The organism is Streptomyces ziwulingensis, assembly GCF_039542605.1.
GTDB classification, from domain to species: Bacteria; Actinomycetota; Actinomycetes; order Streptomycetales; family Streptomycetaceae; genus Streptomyces; species Streptomyces ziwulingensis.
On the sequence record NZ_BAABIG010000017.1, the window covers coordinates 207,535 to 223,382 of the forward strand.

General features: G+C 73.8%; 16 protein-coding genes. 5 read left to right on the top strand and 11 right to left on the bottom strand.

What is annotated here, in order from left to right:
• Positions 1-12: 12 nt before the first annotated feature.
• The 5 genes from ABEB00_RS08595 to ABEB00_RS08615 form a co-directional block, all read right to left on the bottom strand.
• Positions 13-972 carry a threonine/serine dehydratase family protein gene (locus ABEB00_RS08595; protein WP_345618451.1) on the bottom strand — a complete coding sequence of 320 codons (960 nt, stop codon included), beginning with the start codon at positions 970-972 and terminating at the stop codon, positions 13-15.
• A 102-nt stretch (positions 973-1,074) separates the two neighbouring features.
• Positions 1,075-1,752, bottom strand: coding sequence for an AIM24 family protein (locus ABEB00_RS08600; protein WP_345618453.1), 678 nt, complete (start codon positions 1,750-1,752; stop codon positions 1,075-1,077).
• Positions 1,753-1,840: 88 nt separating this feature from the next.
• On the bottom strand, positions 1,841-2,194 hold the full coding sequence (locus ABEB00_RS08605) for a UBP-type zinc finger domain-containing protein (RefSeq protein ID WP_345618454.1): 354 nt from the start codon (positions 2,192-2,194) through the stop codon (positions 1,841-1,843).
• Complete coding sequence (locus tag ABEB00_RS08610) at positions 2,191-3,645, bottom strand: ATP-binding protein (protein WP_345618456.1); 1,455 nt, start codon at positions 3,643-3,645, stop codon at positions 2,191-2,193. The genes ABEB00_RS08605 and ABEB00_RS08610 overlap by 4 nt, the downstream gene beginning before the upstream one ends.
• A complete protein-coding gene (locus ABEB00_RS08615; RefSeq protein WP_345618458.1) occupies positions 3,642-5,318 on the bottom strand; it encodes an NAD(P)/FAD-dependent oxidoreductase in 1,677 nt (558 codons plus the stop codon). The genes ABEB00_RS08610 and ABEB00_RS08615 overlap by 4 nt, the downstream gene beginning before the upstream one ends.
• Before the next feature lie 194 nt (positions 5,319-5,512).
• Between ABEB00_RS08615 and ABEB00_RS08620 the strand changes: the two genes are divergently transcribed.
• Complete coding sequence (locus ABEB00_RS08620) at positions 5,513-6,385, top strand: universal stress protein (protein ID WP_345618460.1); 873 nt, start codon at positions 5,513-5,515, stop codon at positions 6,383-6,385.
• 13 nt (positions 6,386-6,398) lie between these two features.
• Here the strand turns inward: ABEB00_RS08620 and ABEB00_RS08625 are convergent, their stop codons facing one another.
• From ABEB00_RS08625 to ABEB00_RS08635, 3 genes are all read right to left on the bottom strand, one after another.
• Positions 6,399-7,619, bottom strand: a complete 1,221-nt coding sequence (locus ABEB00_RS08625) for a DUF4032 domain-containing protein (RefSeq protein ID WP_345618462.1) — start codon at positions 7,617-7,619, stop codon at positions 6,399-6,401.
• A gap of 9 nt (positions 7,620-7,628) precedes the next feature.
• Positions 7,629-8,375, bottom strand: coding sequence for an MBL fold metallo-hydrolase (locus ABEB00_RS08630; protein ID WP_345618464.1), 747 nt, complete (start codon positions 8,373-8,375; stop codon positions 7,629-7,631).
• 114 nt (positions 8,376-8,489) lie between these two features.
• Positions 8,490-9,116: an alpha-ketoglutarate-dependent dioxygenase AlkB gene (locus tag ABEB00_RS08635; RefSeq protein ID WP_345618465.1), complete on the bottom strand. Its 627-nt coding sequence runs from the start codon at positions 9,114-9,116 to the stop codon at positions 8,490-8,492.
• 203 nt (positions 9,117-9,319) lie between these two features.
• On the opposite strand from ABEB00_RS08635, the gene ABEB00_RS08640 reads away from it, so the two are divergent.
• Positions 9,320-9,988: a TetR/AcrR family transcriptional regulator gene (locus tag ABEB00_RS08640; RefSeq protein ID WP_345618514.1), complete on the top strand. Its 669-nt coding sequence runs from the start codon at positions 9,320-9,322 to the stop codon at positions 9,986-9,988.
• A 16-nt stretch (positions 9,989-10,004) separates the two neighbouring features.
• A complete protein-coding gene (locus ABEB00_RS08645) occupies positions 10,005-11,678 on the top strand; it encodes an FAD-binding dehydrogenase (RefSeq protein ID WP_345618466.1) in 1,674 nt (557 codons plus the stop codon).
• A 116-nt stretch (positions 11,679-11,794) separates the two neighbouring features.
• On the opposite strand, the gene ABEB00_RS08650 is transcribed toward ABEB00_RS08645, so the two are convergent.
• Complete coding sequence (locus tag ABEB00_RS08650; protein ID WP_345618468.1) at positions 11,795-12,046, bottom strand: WhiB family transcriptional regulator; 252 nt, start codon at positions 12,044-12,046, stop codon at positions 11,795-11,797.
• 189 nt (positions 12,047-12,235) lie between these two features.
• Positions 12,236-13,144: a LysR family transcriptional regulator ArgP gene (locus ABEB00_RS08655; RefSeq protein ID WP_345618515.1), complete on the bottom strand. Its 909-nt coding sequence runs from the start codon at positions 13,142-13,144 to the stop codon at positions 12,236-12,238.
• Positions 13,145-13,213: 69 nt separating this feature from the next.
• Between ABEB00_RS08655 and ABEB00_RS08660 the strand changes: the two genes are divergently transcribed.
• Together ABEB00_RS08660 and ABEB00_RS08665 are read left to right on the top strand one after the other, a co-directional pair.
• The gene (locus ABEB00_RS08660; RefSeq protein ID WP_345618470.1) at positions 13,214-13,837 is read left to right on the top strand and encodes a LysE/ArgO family amino acid transporter; all 624 of its coding nucleotides are present in this window, start codon (positions 13,214-13,216) and stop codon (positions 13,835-13,837) included.
• A gap of 103 nt (positions 13,838-13,940) precedes the next feature.
• Positions 13,941-15,242 carry an MFS transporter gene (locus tag ABEB00_RS08665; protein ID WP_345618471.1) on the top strand — a complete coding sequence of 434 codons (1,302 nt, stop codon included), beginning with the start codon at positions 13,941-13,943 and terminating at the stop codon, positions 15,240-15,242.
• A gap of 65 nt (positions 15,243-15,307) precedes the next feature.
• Here ABEB00_RS08665 and ABEB00_RS08670 read toward each other — a convergent pair whose 3' ends face one another.
• Positions 15,308-15,763 carry a cyclic nucleotide-binding domain-containing protein gene (locus ABEB00_RS08670; protein ID WP_345618472.1) on the bottom strand — a complete coding sequence of 152 codons (456 nt, stop codon included), beginning with the start codon at positions 15,761-15,763 and terminating at the stop codon, positions 15,308-15,310.
• Positions 15,764-15,848 lie beyond the last annotated feature (85 nt).

Consider the following 15,848-nt stretch of genomic DNA (forward strand, 5'->3'; position numbering starts at 1 on the left):
CGGGTACGGCCGTCAGCGCGGCCCGAAGCGGGCCGCCCAGGCCGTCATGTCGGCGATCGAGGCGTTGCCGCCGCACACCACCAGCCCCAGCCGGGTCCCGTCGCCCACCCGCTCCACCACCCGGCGGGCGGCGGGCAGCAGACAGCCGGCGGCCGGCTCGGTCCACACCTTCGCGTGCTCGGCGAGGTCCAGCGAGCCGCGCACGGCCTCCGCGTCCGACACCACGAGCACCTCGTCGACCAGCGCGGACACATGGTCGTAGGTGAGCCGCGAGACCGACGGGGCGCTCAGCGTGCTGACGATCGAGGACAGCGCCACCGGCACCGGCCCGCCCGCGGCCAGGGCCTGGGACATCGCCTCGGCGCCCTCGGTCTCCACCCCCCAGATCCGCACACCGGGCCGGCGGGCCCGCAGCGCCGCGGCCACCCCGGCGATCAGTCCGCCGCCCCCGATGCTCACCAGGACGTCGGTCAGTTCGCCGGCGTCCTCGGCGAACTCCAGGCCCACGGTGCCCTGGCCCGCGATCACCACGGGGTCGTCGAACGGGTGGACCGCCGTCAGCCCCTCGTCCCGCAGCCGTTCCATGAGGGCGAACGCCTCGGGCATGCCGTCCGTCAGCCGTACCACCGCCCCGGCGTCCTCGGCGCCGCGCACCGACCGGGCGGGCGCGGACCGCGGCATCACCACCGTGGCCTTCACGTCCAGGGCGGCGGCCATGGCCGCCAGGGCGACGCCGTGGTTGCCGCCGCTGACCGCCACCACTCCGGCGGCCCGCTCGTCCGCGTCCAGCGACAGCAGCTTCGCCACCGCGCCGCGGGCCTTGAACGAGCCGGTGCGCTGCAGCAGCTCCAGCTTGGCGGTGACCGGGACGCCGAGCAGCGCGGTCAGCCCGGGGCTCGGCACCGTCGGGGTGCGCACGACATGCCCGGCGATCCGCCCGGCGGCGGCTTCGACATCGGTGATCCCGATCAAGACGGTCTTCCTTCCGGCGCGGGACGTACACCCGCGCCACCTCGCACTCTTCCCCGTGATCCGGCCGAGGTCAACGCACCCGCGGCGCCCCCGGCGGACGGGTCAGTGCTGCTGCGCCTTCTGCGGGGTCGCCTCGCTCGGCCGCACCACGACGTGGCCCTGGCCCTGGAGCATGAGCTGCACCGCCTCACCGGAACCGCCGCGCAGCATCGAGCCGACGGACTGCGAGCGGTGCAGGGAGGTCCCCAGCCCCGCCGTCCAGCCGACGACCGCGTCCGTGTCCACGTAGACCGGATACTGCGGGGAGACCGGGATGACCAGCGGGGTGCCCTCGCACACCAGCCCCAGCCTGCCCTGCCCGGTGAAGACGCTGTTGAACAGGCCGCCGCCGCTGATGCCGGCGCCCTTCACGGTCGCGATGCGGTACGACAGCGAGGCGTCGAAGCAGAGGACGTTGCGGCCGTTGACGGTGAACTCGTCGCCCGGATCGACCTCGACGACGAAGCAGTTCTGCGCCTCGTGGGCGAACCACGCCTCGCCCTGCCCGCGCACCGCCATCAGCGGCAAACCCTCGCCGGTCACCGCGCGCTTGAGCATGCCGCCCACGCCCTGGCCCTTGCGCTCGAACTGGAGACTGCCCCGGTAGGCGATCATGGCGCCCTGGCGGGCGAGCATCTCGCCGTTCACCGCGTACCGGATGCATTTGGAGTTCTCGACGGTCATCCCCGGCGCCTGGGCCGGCCGCACCATGTGCTCACTGGAAAAGAGGTCACCCTTCATGGGGGCATCCTCACCCGGAGGGGGCCCTTCCGCCAAGATCGTGCCGGGCGCTGCGCTGCCGGACCGGCGCCGGGCGCGGGCGTTCCGCTCAGCGGTGCAGGGCGCCCGCCCAGTCGGCCGGTACCCGTCCCGCCGGTCCCGGCGCCGGCTGGTCCTGGGGATGGCTGACCGGCGGCGCCAGCTCCGGGCCCCGCTCGTACAGCTCGTCGGTCGCGTAGTCCCAGAACCAGTCCTCGCCGGGCTCGTAACTCTGCACCAGCGGATGCCCGGCGGCCTCGAAGTGAGCGGTGGCGTGCTGACCCGGCGAGCTGTCGCAGCAGCCCACGTGGCCGCAGGCCGCGCAGCGCCGCAGATGGAACCACCAGCCGCCGGTCGCCTCGCAGTCGGCGCAGCCCGCGCCGCTCGGCGCCGCGGTGGGGTCGATGCCGTTGTTCTCGCTCATGCCTGTTCCTCCATGGTCGGGTCGGGCTCCGCCGCGGTGAGCGGCAGGAGCACCTGGAATCGGGTGTCGCCGGGCCGGGAGTCGACCTGGAGGGTGCCGTGGTGCTTGTTGACCACGATCCGCCAGGAGATGTCCAGGCCGAGGCCGGTGCCCTCACCCACCGGCTTGGTGGTGAAGAACGGGTCGAAGATGCGGTCGCGGATCTCCGGCGGGACACCGGTGCCGGTGTCCCGGAACTCCACCAGCAGCCGGTCGTTCTCACGCGCGGTGCGCACGGTCAGCGTCCCGTCCCCGCCGCGCATCGCCGCCACCGCGTTGTCGACCAGGTTGGTCCATACCTGGTTCAGCTCCGCCGGGTAGGCGGGGACGCCGGGGAGGGTGAGGTCGTACTCCTTGACGACCTCGATCCGCGGGCCGATCTTGCCCGAGAGCATCACCAGGGTGCTGTCGAGGAGTTCGTGGACGTCGGCGATCCGGTAGGGCGCCCGGTCGAGCTGGGAGTACTGCTTGGCGGCGTTCACCAGGTGCGTGATCCGGGCCGTGGAGTCGGCGATCTCGTCCATCAGCAGCTCGGTCTCGACCGTGTAGTTGAGCCAGCCCACCGCCCCGGGGAGGATCTCCTCGTCCACGGCCGCCGCGACCTGCTCCAGCCACTCGCTGTCCAGGCCCGCCTGCACGAACGTCGGCGCGAGCTGCCAGCCGTTCTCGATGCCGTGGTCCTCCAGCCAGTCGGTGAGCGCGTCCTCCCGGTCGGACGCCTCCATCGGAGAGAGCACGGGCGCCTTGGCGACCCGCTCGGCCGTGCGCTCCTGGATGTCGATGAGACCGGCCAGCGCGTCCCGGGAGAACGGCCCCTCGGCGATGACGGCCAGCTTGTGCCGCATCTTCGCCACCCGCTCCCGCAGCGAGGCGGTGGCCCGTACGGCCGCGGCGGCCGGGTTGTTCAGCTCGTGCGTCAGCCCGGCGGAGAGCGAGCCGAGCGCCAGCAGCCGTTCGCGCTGCCCGACCGCCCGCTGGGTGTTCTTCGACCCGAAGAACAGCCCCTCCAGCAGGTGCACCGCCATCGGGAACCACTCCTGCATGATGCTCGCGAAGGTGTCCGCGGGCAGCACGAAGAACCGCGTCGGCCCGGTGACGCGCATGGAGTTGTTGTAGACCTGCGGCACCCGCTCCCCGAGGTACGCCTGCATCGCCCCGCCGTACACCCCGCGCTGCGAGGTCCGGTTGACCTCCACGTCGTCGCCGCCGACCCGGCGGGAGAGCACCACCGAGCCTTCGAGGAGCACGTAGAAGCAGGTGGCGGGCTCGCCCTCGGCGTACACCGGGCCGGGCTCGAACAGTTCCACCCGCCCCGCGGCGCAGAGCCGCCCCACCTGCTCGGGCGTCAGCTTCTCGAACAGGAACAGCGACCCGATCTCGCCCGGGCTGCAGGGCATCGGCAGGCCGCTCACGACTGCTCCAGGTACCGGTGGACGAGCATCACGGCCATGGCTCCCTCTCCGACGGCGGACGCGACCCGCTTGGCGGACTCGGCGCGGGCGTCGCCCGCCACGAACACGCCCGGGACGCTGGTCTCCAGGTGGTACGGCGGCCGGTCCAGCTCCCAGCCGGCCGGCGGGCTGCCGTCGGCACTCAGGTCGGGTCCGGCCAGGATGAACCCGCGCGCGTCCCGTGCCACCGTGCCCTCCAGCCAGTCGGTGAGCGGGGCCGCGCCGATGAACACGAACAGCCACTGCGCGTCGACCAGCTCGCTCTGCCCTGCGGCCGCGTCGCGCAGGGTCAGCCCCTCCAGGCGGCCCTCGCCGTGCGCGGACTCCACGACCGTGCCGCAGCGCACGACGATGTTCGGCGTCTCCTCGATCTGCTGGATCAGATAGTGCGACATGGACGCCGCCAGGGACCGCCCGCGCACCAGCAGCGTCACCGTCTTCGCGCCCCGGGCCAGGTACATCGCGGCCTGTCCGGCCGAGTTGGCGCCGCCGACGATGTACACGTCGTGGCCCTCGCAGGAGGCGGCCTCCGTCAGCGCGGAGCCGTAGAACACGCCGCAGCCGGTCAGGTCGTCCGTGCCGGGCGCGGTCAGCTCGCGGTAGGAGACGCCGGTCGCCAGGATCACGCTGTGCGCGGCGACGGCCGAACCGTCCGTGAACCGCACCGTCCGCGCCGACCCGTTCACCTCCAGGCCGCTCACCTCGCGGGCGCTGAGTATCTCGGCGCCGAACTTCGCCGCCTGGCGCCGGGCCCGGTCGGTGAGCTGCGCCCCGGAGACACCGTCGGGGAAGCCGAGGTAGTTCTCGATGCGGGAACTCTGCCCGGCCTGGCCGCCGGTCGCCGACCGCTCCACCAGCACCGTGCGCAGCCCCTCGGAGGCCCCGTAGACGGCCGCGCCGAGCCCGGCCGGGCCGCCGCCGATCACCACCAGGTCGTAGAAGTCGGCCGTCGGTGTCGTCGCCAGGCCCACATGGGCGGCGAGGCCGGGGGCGTCCGGCTCCACCAGCGGCGTCCCGTCCGGGGTGATCACCACGGGCAGCCGCCGCCCGTCCTGGCCGGCCGCGTCCAGCAGCCGCCGGCCCTCGGGCTCGTCGGAGGAGTACCAGCGGTACGGCACCTGGTTGCGGGCCAGGAACTCCCGGACCTCCGAGGAGCGCGCCGAGAAGCGGTGCCCGACCACCTTCGTGCTGGGCACCGACTTGTGGTCACCGGCCCGCCAGGACGCCAGCAGGTCGTCCAGGACCGGGTAGAGCTTCTCCTCCGGCGGGTCCCACGGCTTGAGGAGGTAGTGGTCGAGGTCGACCACGTTGATCGCGTCGATGGCCGCGTCGGTGTCCGCGTACGCGGTCAGCAGCACCCGCCGCGCCCCCGGATGGACGTCCATCGCCTGTTCCAGGAACTCGATGCCGTTCATCTGCGGCATCCGGTAGTCGGCGAGTATCACGGCCACCAGGTCGCCGCGGAGTTTCAGCTCGCGCAGCGCCTGGAGCGCGGACTCGCCGGACTCCGCGCGCACGATGCGGTGCGCGGCCCCGTAGCGCCGCCGCAGGTCGCGGGCGACCGCCCGGGACACCCCGGGATCGTCGTCGACTGTCATGATGACGGTGCGCGCCGTCTCGGCCGCCTGAGTCATACGTCCCCCATGTCGAACGGCCGGGTTGGGGGCACGGCGGATTCCGTGACCGCACCGGCCTGCGTCCCATCGTATGTTCGACGCCGGTGACGTGCCCAGCGAGTGGTCCCGGGGTCATGGGACGCGGGGTACGTGCGGAAGACTGGCCCCGCAGGAGGTCACCGCGATCACCGCGACACAGGGAGGAACCGCAGATGACGCGCCCGATCACGGCAGGGGTGGACGGATCGGAGGAGAGCCTGGCGGCACTCGCCTGGGCGGCCCGGGAGGCCGTCCGGCGCGGGACGGCGCTGCGCGTGCTGCACGCCTGGCGGTCCGAGGAGCGCGAGGCGCCCGGCGCCGGCGAGCGCGCGGAGCGGGAGGCCCGCACGCGCGAGCGCCTCGCGGCGGCGGTGGACACCGTCGTCCGCCACCACCGCCGCCTGGAGGTCGCCACCGACGTGGTGGAGGGCGACCATGTCGCCGCGCTGCTCTCCGCCGCCGTCGACGCCGAGTCGCTGGTGCTCGGCTCGCGCGGACACGGCGCCGTGGTCGGCTTCCTCCTCGGCTCGGTGGGCCAGCAGGTGATCGCCGAGTCGCCCCGGCCCGTCGTCCTGGTCCGGGCCGGCGACCGGCCCGCCGACGAGGTGGCCGGGCACGAGATCGTCGTCGGCCAGCAGGGCGAGCCGGACGACAGCGCCGAGGTGCTGCGGTTCGCGTTCGAGGCGGCGGCGGTGCGCGGGGCGTCCGTCCGCGCGGTGCGCGCCTGGACCCTGCCGCCGCTGTTCGCCTACAGCCCGGGCTCGCTGAAACTGCTGGACGACGCCGGGGGCCTGGAGCCCTACGAGCGCGAGGCCCTGGGCGCGGCGCTCGCACCGCTGCGGGCGGACTTCCCCGACGTGCACGTGATCGAGCACGTGGAGATGGGCAGCGCCGGTCAGGTCCTGCTGTCGGTGGCCGCCCGCGCCCAGCTCATGGTCGTCGGCCGCCGCGCCCGCCGCACCGCGGTCGGCGCCCGGATCGGCTCGGTGGCCCACGGGGTGCTGCACCACGCGGGCTGCCCGGTGGCGGTGGTCCCGCACACCTGAGCCGCCCGCCGGTTCACTCCGGGAGGGGCCGTGGCGTTCCGCCGGCCCTGGGCAGGACGTGGGTGACGTAGTCCTCCGTCGCCGTGTCCAGGCCGATGTCGTGCTGGGCCCGCTCGGACAGGTACCAGCGGTGCTCCAGCAGCTCGTGGTAGATCTCCGCCATGTCCATGGTGCCGCGCAGCTCGCGCGGCACCGCCCGCACGGTCGGCCGGAACACCTCGCGCACCCAGCGGTGGGCGAGGACCTCCGGACGGGCGCCGTCGGCGTAGTCCTCCTGGGTCGCCATCCACGACTCCAGGTCGTTCAGCAGCCGGCGGGCCTGGTTCTCCTCGGCGTCCAGGCCCGTCAGCCGCAGCAACTGGCGCTGGTGGTGGCCGGCGTCGACCACCTTGGGCACGAAGGTCACCGTGTCGCCGTTGGAGGCGTGTTCGATCTGCATCTCGGCGACGTCGAAACCGAGGTCGTTCAGCCGCCGGATGCGGCGTTCGATGTAGTGGTACTTGCCCGCCGGATAGACGGAGGTGCGGGTCAGCTCCTGCCACAGGGAGCCGTAGCGAGCGCAGATCTCGGTGCCGAAGTCGACGGGGTCCACGGACGGGTGCAGCGCGCCCGACGCCTCCAGGTCGAGCAGTTCGCCGCTGATGTTGACCCGCGCGAGGTCGAGGTCGTAGTCGCGCTGCCCGGGGCTCAGCCGGGGGTGCAGCTCGCCGGTCTCGGCGTCCACCAGATAGGCGGCGTAGGCGCCCGCGTCGCGCCGGAAGAGCGTGTTGGACAGCGAGCAGTCCCCCCAGGCGAACCCGGCCAGGTGCAGCCGGACCAGCAGTACGGCGAGAGCGTCCATCAGCCGGTGCATGGTGGCCGGCCGCAGCGTCGTCTCGAACATCGACCGGTACGGCATGGAGCCACCGAGGTGCCGGGTGATCAGGACCGGCTCCAGCGGCCGGCCCGCCGGGTCGGCGCGGCCGGTGACCACGCCGAGGGCGTCCACCGCGGGGATGCCCAGCCGGTCCAGGTCGCGCAGCAGCCCGTACTCGCGCAGCGCGGGCCGCTCGGCCAGCTCCTTGACGGCTATCACCTCGTCGCCGGCGCGGGCGTAGCGCACGACGTGCCGGGAGATGCCGCGCGGCAGCGGCACGAGGTACTCCTCGGGCCACCGCTCCAGCGGCAGATGCCAGGGGAGTGCGAGCAGGAGCGCGGGGTGCTCCGGGTTGGTGGCGCTGATCTGCAAGGCCATGGCCCGACTCTAGATCGCCCGTTCCCGCGCCTGACGCGCGGCCACTGCCACCGGGCCGTGGTGGACGGGTCCGTGACCGGGCAGCAGGACGTCGCCGACGAGTCCCTCGAACACGTCCAGGGCGGCCACCGCCCGCGCGCGCTCGTGGTGGAACATGTCCGGCAGCAACTGCGGCCCCGCGATCGATGAGATCGCGTGACCGCTCACCAGTGCGTCGCCGGAGATCACCACCCCGGCGTCCGGCAGGTGGTAGGCGCAGTGCCCGTCGGTGTGCCCCGGGGTGTGCACGGGCACGGGCCGGCCCGGCAGGTCCAGCGCTCCCGTCCCCGGGAACGGCCGGGGTGAGGCGACCGGGTGCTGCCGGGTGCCGCCCGAGCGGACCACGTGCGCCATCCACGGCAGCACCCCCGGCCGCCAGGCGTGGCGCAGCACCGTGGGGACGGACACCTGCTGGAGGAAGTCGCGCCGCGCGTGCGGCACTTCGGCCTCGTGCAGATACACCGGTGTGCCGTACGTGGAGCGCAGGTACTGGGCCGAACCCAGGTGATCGTTGTGGGCGTGGGTGATCAGCACGGCCGCCACCGCCTCCGGTGAACCGCCCACCTGGGCCAGGGAGTCCAGTACCGTCTGCCGGTCCCCCGGGTAGCCGGTGTCGACCAGGGTCACCGCGTCGCCGTCGGTGAGGATCACCCAGTTGGTGTGGCCGCCGTGCACCAGGTAGGTGCCGTCGGCGACTTGCCGTACGTCCGCCCGCATCGCTGTTCACGCCTTCTCGAGGTCGCCCTGCCGGTCGGGCCCAGCCAACCAGACGGCCGGCCGGTGCGGACGTCCGGGCCGGTGAAGGTGGGGTGAAGCCGCCGCCCGCGCGCCTCAGCGCACGCCGTGCGGCCGGAACTGGACGCTGACGCGCGGCCCCGCGGCGCGCGCGGACTTGGGCACGCAGTGCTCCCAGGTGCGCTGGCAGGACCCGCCCATGACGATCAGGTCGCCGTGGCCGAGCGCCCGGCGCACGGTGTCCCCGCCGCCCACCGGACGCAGCAGCAGGTCGCGGGGCGTGCCCACGGAGAGGATCGCGACCATGGTGTCCTCCCGCGCGCCCCGGCCGATCCGGTCGCCGTGCCAGGCGACGCTGTCCCGGCCGTCGCGGTAGTGGCACAGCCCGGCGGTGGTGAACGGCTCGCCCAGCTCCTCGCCGTAGTGGGCGGTGAGCGCGTCGCGCGCCTCGGCCAGCACCGGGTGGGGGAGCGGGTCGGCGGCGCCGTAGAAGGCGAGCAGCCGGGGTACGTCGACCACCTGCTCGTACATGGTGCGCCGCTCCGCCCGCCAGGGGACCTCGGCGGCCAGCCGCTCGAACAGCGCGTCCGCACCGGTCAGCCACCCGGGCAGTACGTCGATCCAGGCCCCGGCTCCGAGACCGGTGCGGCGGATCCCGTCGAGGGGGCGCAGGCGCAGCTCGTCGGTCTGGTCGAAGAGAGAGCCCTGGAGGTGCGTGGTCATGGGACCAGCGTACTCCGTATTCGAAAATGCGTTCGTATTGGATCTCTGTTCCGGCCGGGAACCGCCGCCCGGCCGGACGTCTTCCGATACACCGCCGTATCGGATACGTTCACGCATCGAACGCATCGAACGCATCGAACGCATCGAACGCATCGAACGCATCGAACGCATCAGGCGTGACGGAGAACGGACGGGGCGGCGGCATGGGGGTGGAGGCGACGGCGGCGGTGACGGAGGGGCGGGTGACCAGGCGCCGGGCCCGCACCCGGGCCGACCTGCTCGACGCCGCCTTCGCGGTCTTCGCCGCCAAGGGGTTCGGACGGGTCTCGATCGAGGAGGTCTGCGCGGCGGCCGGCTACAGCCGGGGCGCCTTCTACTCGAACTTCGCCAGCCTGGAGGAGTTGTTCTTCGCCCTCTACCGCCGACGGGCCGACCTGATCGCCGAGCAGGTCACGGCGGCGCTCGCCCGGGACGGGCCGGGCCCCGGCGGCCCGACCCCCGACGGAGCCGGGCCCGACGTGTCCGCCGCCGTGGACCGGGTCGCCGCCGTGCTCCTCCTCGACCGGGACTGGCTGCTGGTCAAGACCGACTTCCTGGTGTACGCGGCCCGCGCCCCCGAGGTCGCCCGGACCTTGCTGGAGCACCGCGCACGGCTGCGGCGGGCGATCGCGGACCGGCTCTCCCGGGCCCCGGGGCACCCCGCGCTGCCCGCCGTCCTGCGTGACGCCGACGGCGCGGCCCACGCGGTCGTCGCCGCGTACGACGGGGTCACCGTCCAATTGCTCCTGGACCGGGACGTGGAGCACGCCCGCGCCTGGCTGGGACAACTGCTCACCGCGCTGCTCACCGACGGCAGCCGCACACCGGAATGAGAAGGGGACGATCGCCATGGACGCCGACGTCATCGTCGTCGGAGCGGGCCTCGCGGGACTGGTCGCCGCGCACGAACTGACCGCCCGGGGCCGCCGGGTCGCCCTCGTCGACCAGGAGAACGCCGCCAACCTCGGCGGCCAGGCCTTCTGGTCGTTCGGCGGGCTCTTCCTCGTCGACTCGCCCGAGCAGCGGCGCCTCGGCGTCAAGGACTCCCTCGACCTCGCCTGGAACGACTGGCAGGGCAGCGCCGGTTTCGACCGGACCGAGGACGAGGACTCCTGGGCGGTGCGCTGGGCGCGGGCGTACGTGGAGTTCGCGGCCGGGGAGAAGCGGTCCTGGCTGGAGGGACACGGCATCAAACTGCTGCCCACCGTCGGCTGGGCCGAGCGCGGCGACCTCACCGCCGGCGGCCACGGCAACTCCGTACCCCGGTTCCACATCGCGTGGGGCACCGGGACCGGCGTCGTGGAGCCCTTCGTACGGTATGCCCGGCAGGCCGTGCGCGACGGGCTGCTCACCTTCCACCACCGCCGCCGCGTCGACGCCCTGGTCGTCGAGGACGGAGCCGTGCGCGGGGTGCGCGGCACGGTGCTCGCCGAGGACCACTCGGCCCGGGGCGTCGCCTCCAGCCGCGACGCGGTCGGCGAGTTCGAACTGACCGCCCAGGCCGTGATCGTCACCTCCGGCGGCATCGGCGCCGACCACGACATCGTCCGCCGCCACTGGCCGGCCCGCCTGGGCACCCCGCCCGCCAGGATGGTCACCGGCGTCCCCGCCTACGTCGACGGACGGATGCTGGACATCAGCGCCGCCGCCGGCGCCCGCCTGGTCAACCGCGACCGGATGTGGCACTACACCGAGGGCGTGCGCAACTGGGACCCCGTCTGGCCCGGCCACGGCATCCGCATCCTGCCCGGCCCGTCCTCGATGTGGTTCGACGCCCTCGGCCGTCGCCTGCCCAGCCCCTACCTGCCCGGCTACGACACTCTCGGCACGCTCAGGCACCTGCGCACCGCCGAGGACCTCGCCGGGCACGACCACTCCTGGTTCATCCTCACCAGGAAGATCGTCGAGAAGGAGTTCGCGCTCTCCGGCTCCGAGCAGAACCCCGACATCACCGCCAAGGACCGCAAGGCGTTCTTGCGCGAGCGCGTCCTCGGCAAGGGCGCTCCGGGGCCGGTCGACGCCTTCCTGCGCGAGGGCGCGGACTTCGTCACCGCCCCCGGCCTGGAACAGCTCGTGGACCGGATGAACGCGCTGACCGACAGACCGCTCCTGGACGCCGCCGCGATCCGCCGCCAGATCGAGGCCCGCGACCTGCAGATGGCCAACCCGTTCGCCAAGGACGCCCAGGTCCAGGGCATCCGCAACGCGCGCCGCTACCTCGGCGACAAGCTGGGCAGGGTGGCCTCCCCGCACCGCGTCCTCGACCCGGCGGCGGGCCCCCTGATCGGGGTCAAGCTGCACGTCCTCACCCGCAAGACGCTCGGCGGCATCCAGACCGACCTGGACTCCCGCGCCCTCGGCGCCGACGGCTCTGCCGTCGACGGGCTGTACGCGGCGGGCGAGGTGGCCGGCTTCGGCGGCGGGGGAGTGCACGGGTACAACGCGCTGGAGGGCACCTTCCTCGGCGGCTGCCTCTTCTCCGGCCGCGCGGCGGGCCGGGCGGCGGCCCGGCAGACCGCCTGAGCGGACCGCCTGGGCCGGACCGTCCGAGCGCTGCCTCGCGCACCACCCGCGCACAACCCGCGCTTACGAGGGCGCCCCGGGACGTCTGGGGCGCCTGGTGAGGCCGCCGCGCGGCCTCAGCCCGTGCGCCGGCGGGAGGCGAGGCGCCGCTTCAGCGAGCGCCGCTCGTTCTCGTCGGTCCCGCCCCAGACGCCGAGGGACTGCCCCGTGTCGAGCGCCCACTCCAGGCACTGCTCCCGCACCGGGCACCGCCCGCACACCGCCTTCGCCTGCCGGGTCTGCAACAGGGCCGGGCCGGTGGTGCCGATCGGGAAGAACAGATCGGGGTCCTCTTCGCGGCAGGCCGCGTGTTCACGCCAGTTGTCCATGAAAGTCACCTGCGATCGTCGTATCGCGCCCTCGAGAATGGCTTACGCGATCCCGGGTGACCTGTTGATCCAAGGCGAAACGGCGAAACACGGAATCGTCGAAACGGACGGCAGCAGCCGAGGACGTTCCCCGGTCCCTCTGCGGCGGGTGCGCACGCGCGGGATGCTCTCGTGCGCACCCGCGGGGAGCTACTGGCGCAGCGCCCGGGCCGCGCCCTCGGTCACCGCCGCCGCGACCGCCGCCAGCGCCGGGGAGTCGAGCTTCCACTGCTGCCAGTACAGCGGTACGTCGACCGGCAGGTCGGGGGCGAGCGCGGTGAGCCGGCCGGTGCGCAGCAGCGGCTCGGCCTGCGGTTCGGGCACCATCCCCCAGCCCAGGCCCGCGGCGACGGCCGCGACGAAACCCTCCGAGGTGGGGATGTGGTGCCGCGCCGGGCTCGCGGCGCCGTGCGGGCCGCCGAGCCGGCGGACGTAGCCGTCCTGGAAGTCGTCCAGCCGGTCGAAGACCACCACCGGCGCCCCGGCCAGCACCTCGCGCAGCGGCCCGGCCAGGTACCGGGCGGCGAAACCGGGTCCGGCCACGGGCAGGTACCGCATCCGGCCCAACCGCCGCACCGAGCAGCCCGGCACCGCTTCCGGCGACGAGGTCACCGCGGCCATCACCGCGCCCTCTCGCAGCAGGGCCGCGGTGTGGCCCTCGTCCTCGCGGCGCAGGTCGAAGCAGAGCGGCGGATCGCGCGGCACGCGCGTGAGCGCGTCGAGGAACCAGGTGGCCAGCGAGTCGGCGTTCACGGCGACGGAGACCTGGGTCGGCTCGCCCGCGTCGCTCAGCCCGAGTTCGGCGTGGGCGTCCCGCTCCAGCCGCGCCACCTGCCGGGCCAGCCGGACCAGCACCGCGCCGGACCCGGTCGGCCGCACCGGCTTGGTGCGCAGCAGCAGAACCCGTCCGGTGCGCTGCTCCAGGGCCTTCACCCGCTGGCTCACCGCCGACGGCGTCACATGGAGCGCCGCCGCGGCGGCGTCGAACGTCCCCTCGTCCACCACCGCCAGCAGCGTGCGCACCTGGTCCAGCGGGAGATCACCCATCACGTCCGTCATCACAGCCGCTAAGGATACGTAAGAATCTTTAGCTGTACCCGCGGAGACCGCCCGTTTAGCGTCGACTCCATGACCCACTCCCTGACCGCCGCGGCCGCCGGATTCGGCACCGGCCTCTCACTCATCGTCGCCATCGGCGCCCAGAACGCCTTCGTCCTGCGGCAGGGCATCCGACGCGACGCGGTCCTCGCCGTGGTCGGCATCTGCGCGCTCTCCGACGCCCTGCTGATAGCGCTGGGCGTCGGCGGGGTCGGCGCCCTGGTGGTGGCCTGGCCGGGCGCGCTCACCGCGGTCGGCTGGATCGGCGGCCTCTTCCTGCTGGGCTACGGCGCCCTGGCCGCGCGCCGGGTGCTGCGGCCGGCCGGCGCGCTGCGGACCGAGGGCGACACCACCGGGTCGCGGCGCCGCGCGGTGCTCACCTGCCTCGCGCTGACCTGGCTCAACCCGCACGTCTACCTGGACACGGTCTTCCTGCTCGGCTCCGTCGCCGCCGACCGCGGCTCGCTGCGCTGGACCTTCGGCCTGGGCGCGGCGCTGGCGAGCCTGGTCTGGTTCGCCGCGCTCGGCTTCGGCGCCCGCTTCCTCGGCCGCTTCCTGGCCCGTCCGGCGGCCTGGCGGGTCCTGGACGGCCTGGTCGCCGCCACCATGATCGCCCTCGGTGTGACCCTCCTCACCGGAGGCCAGGGTGCCTAGGGGCTACCTCGCGGGTATCCCGAAGCCGGTCACACCGCGTTCTCACGCCGTCCTGCCATAGTGAGGCCCGGACTCGAAAGATGTAGCGACCAAGTAGGAACGCGTGGACACGAACGACAGCAGTACCGAACCCCCGGCGAAGACCCTCGGCGCCGGCGCCACGGAGCCGCCGCCCGGCCGGCGCCGCTGGGCGATGGACACCCGCCCCCTGCAGCATCCCGCCTACCGCAGGCTGTGGTCCTCCACCATCGTCACGGCCGTCGGCAGCCAGCTCACGGCCGTCGCCGTGCCCAAGCAGATCTACGACATCACCGGCTCCTCGGCCTGGGTGGGCGCGGCCAGCCTCGCCGGACTGCTGCCGCTGATCGTGTTCGCCCTGTGGGGCGGCGCGGTCGCCGACAGCATGGACCGCCGCAAGCTGCTGCTGATCACCAACGTCGGCATAGCCGTGACCTCGCTGCTCTTCTGGCTCCAGGCCGCCGCCGGCCTGGAGTCGGTGGCCGCGCTGATGGTGCTGCTCGCCCTCCAGCAGGCGTTCTGGGGTCTGAACTCGCCCGCCCGCAGCGCCTCCATCGCCCGGCTGGTCCCCGAGGAGGAACTGCCCGCCGCCAACGCCCTGGGCTCCACCGTCATGCAGACGGGCCAGGTGGTGGGGCCGCTGCTCGCCGGTGTGCTCATCCCGGTCATCGGCCTGCCCGAGCTATACCTCATCGACGCCGTAGCCCTGTGCGTCACCGTGTGGGCGGTGTACAAGCTGCCCGCGCTGCTGCCGCTGACCGCGGGGGCGAAACGGCTCGCGGGTCTGCGCGAGGTGGTCGCGGGCTTCCGCTACATCGCCGGGCACGCGGTGCTGCTGCTGTCCTTCCTCGCCGACATCGTCGCGATGGTGTTCGGCATGCCCCGCGCCCTCTTCCCCCAGCTCGCCGCCGAGACGTACGCCCCCTGGGGCGAGGGTCTCGCGCTCGGCCTGCTCTTCGCGGCGATCCCCATCGGGGCGGTGGCCGGCGGGCTGTTCTCGGGCACCTTCTCCCGGGCCCGGCGGCACGGCTGGATGGTGATCGGCTCGGTCACCGCCTGGGGCGCGGCCGTCGCGGCGTTCGGGCTGAGCGGCAACCTCTGGCTCGGGGTGCTCTTCCTCGCCCTCGCGGGCGTCGCCGACATGGTCTCCATGGTGTTCCGCGGCGCGATCCTGCTCTCCGCCGCGACCGACGAGATGCGCGGCCGGATGCAGGGCGTCTTCACGGTCGTCGTCGCGGGCGGCCCGCGACTGGCCGATGTGCTGCACGGCACGGCGGGCTCGGCGTTCGGCGCCCGCACGGCAGTCACCGGGGGCGGCCTGCTGGTCGTCGTGGTGATGCTGACCCTGGCCTGCACGGTGCCGGCCCTGCGCCGCTACCGCGTCTGAACGGCGCCCGGCCCCGCCGCGTCGGCCGACGGCGGCGGCGCACCGGGGGGTCCCGCCGCCGGAGTTCAGATCGCGCTGCCCCGGTGCAGCGTGTACTGGTCCAGCAGCTTGCCCCGGGTCGTCTCCAGCCGGTGGGCGAGGATCTCGGCCACCGACCGCACCAGCACCACGCCGAGCCGCGCGTCCTCCTCGCACAGCCGGAGCACCTCCGCCGCGTCGAACTCGTGGGCGCGCACCGGGCTGAACGCCTCCGCGCCGAAGTCCCACCGGTACGGCGGGAAGAGCCAGGACCAGCCGAGCAGGTCACCGGCGCCGAGGCTCGCGACGGTCACCCGCTGCTGGGGCGTGACCTCCTGGGTCAGCGACACCGCGCCGGAGCGGACCACCCAGAAGCGGTCGGCGGTGTCGCCCGCCTCGAAGATGCGGGTGTCCTCGGGGAAGGAGACCTCCCGGGCCAGGGCGGTGAGCCGTTCCCGCTGCGGCGGCGGCAGGGCGGTCAGCAGTTTGATCGCTTTGGTCATGGCACGGGGCTCCTCACCGGCGATTCGGCCCTGGGCACGTTCCCTACGTCCATTTCAGCGGCTGCCGCCACCCGGGGCACCTCGA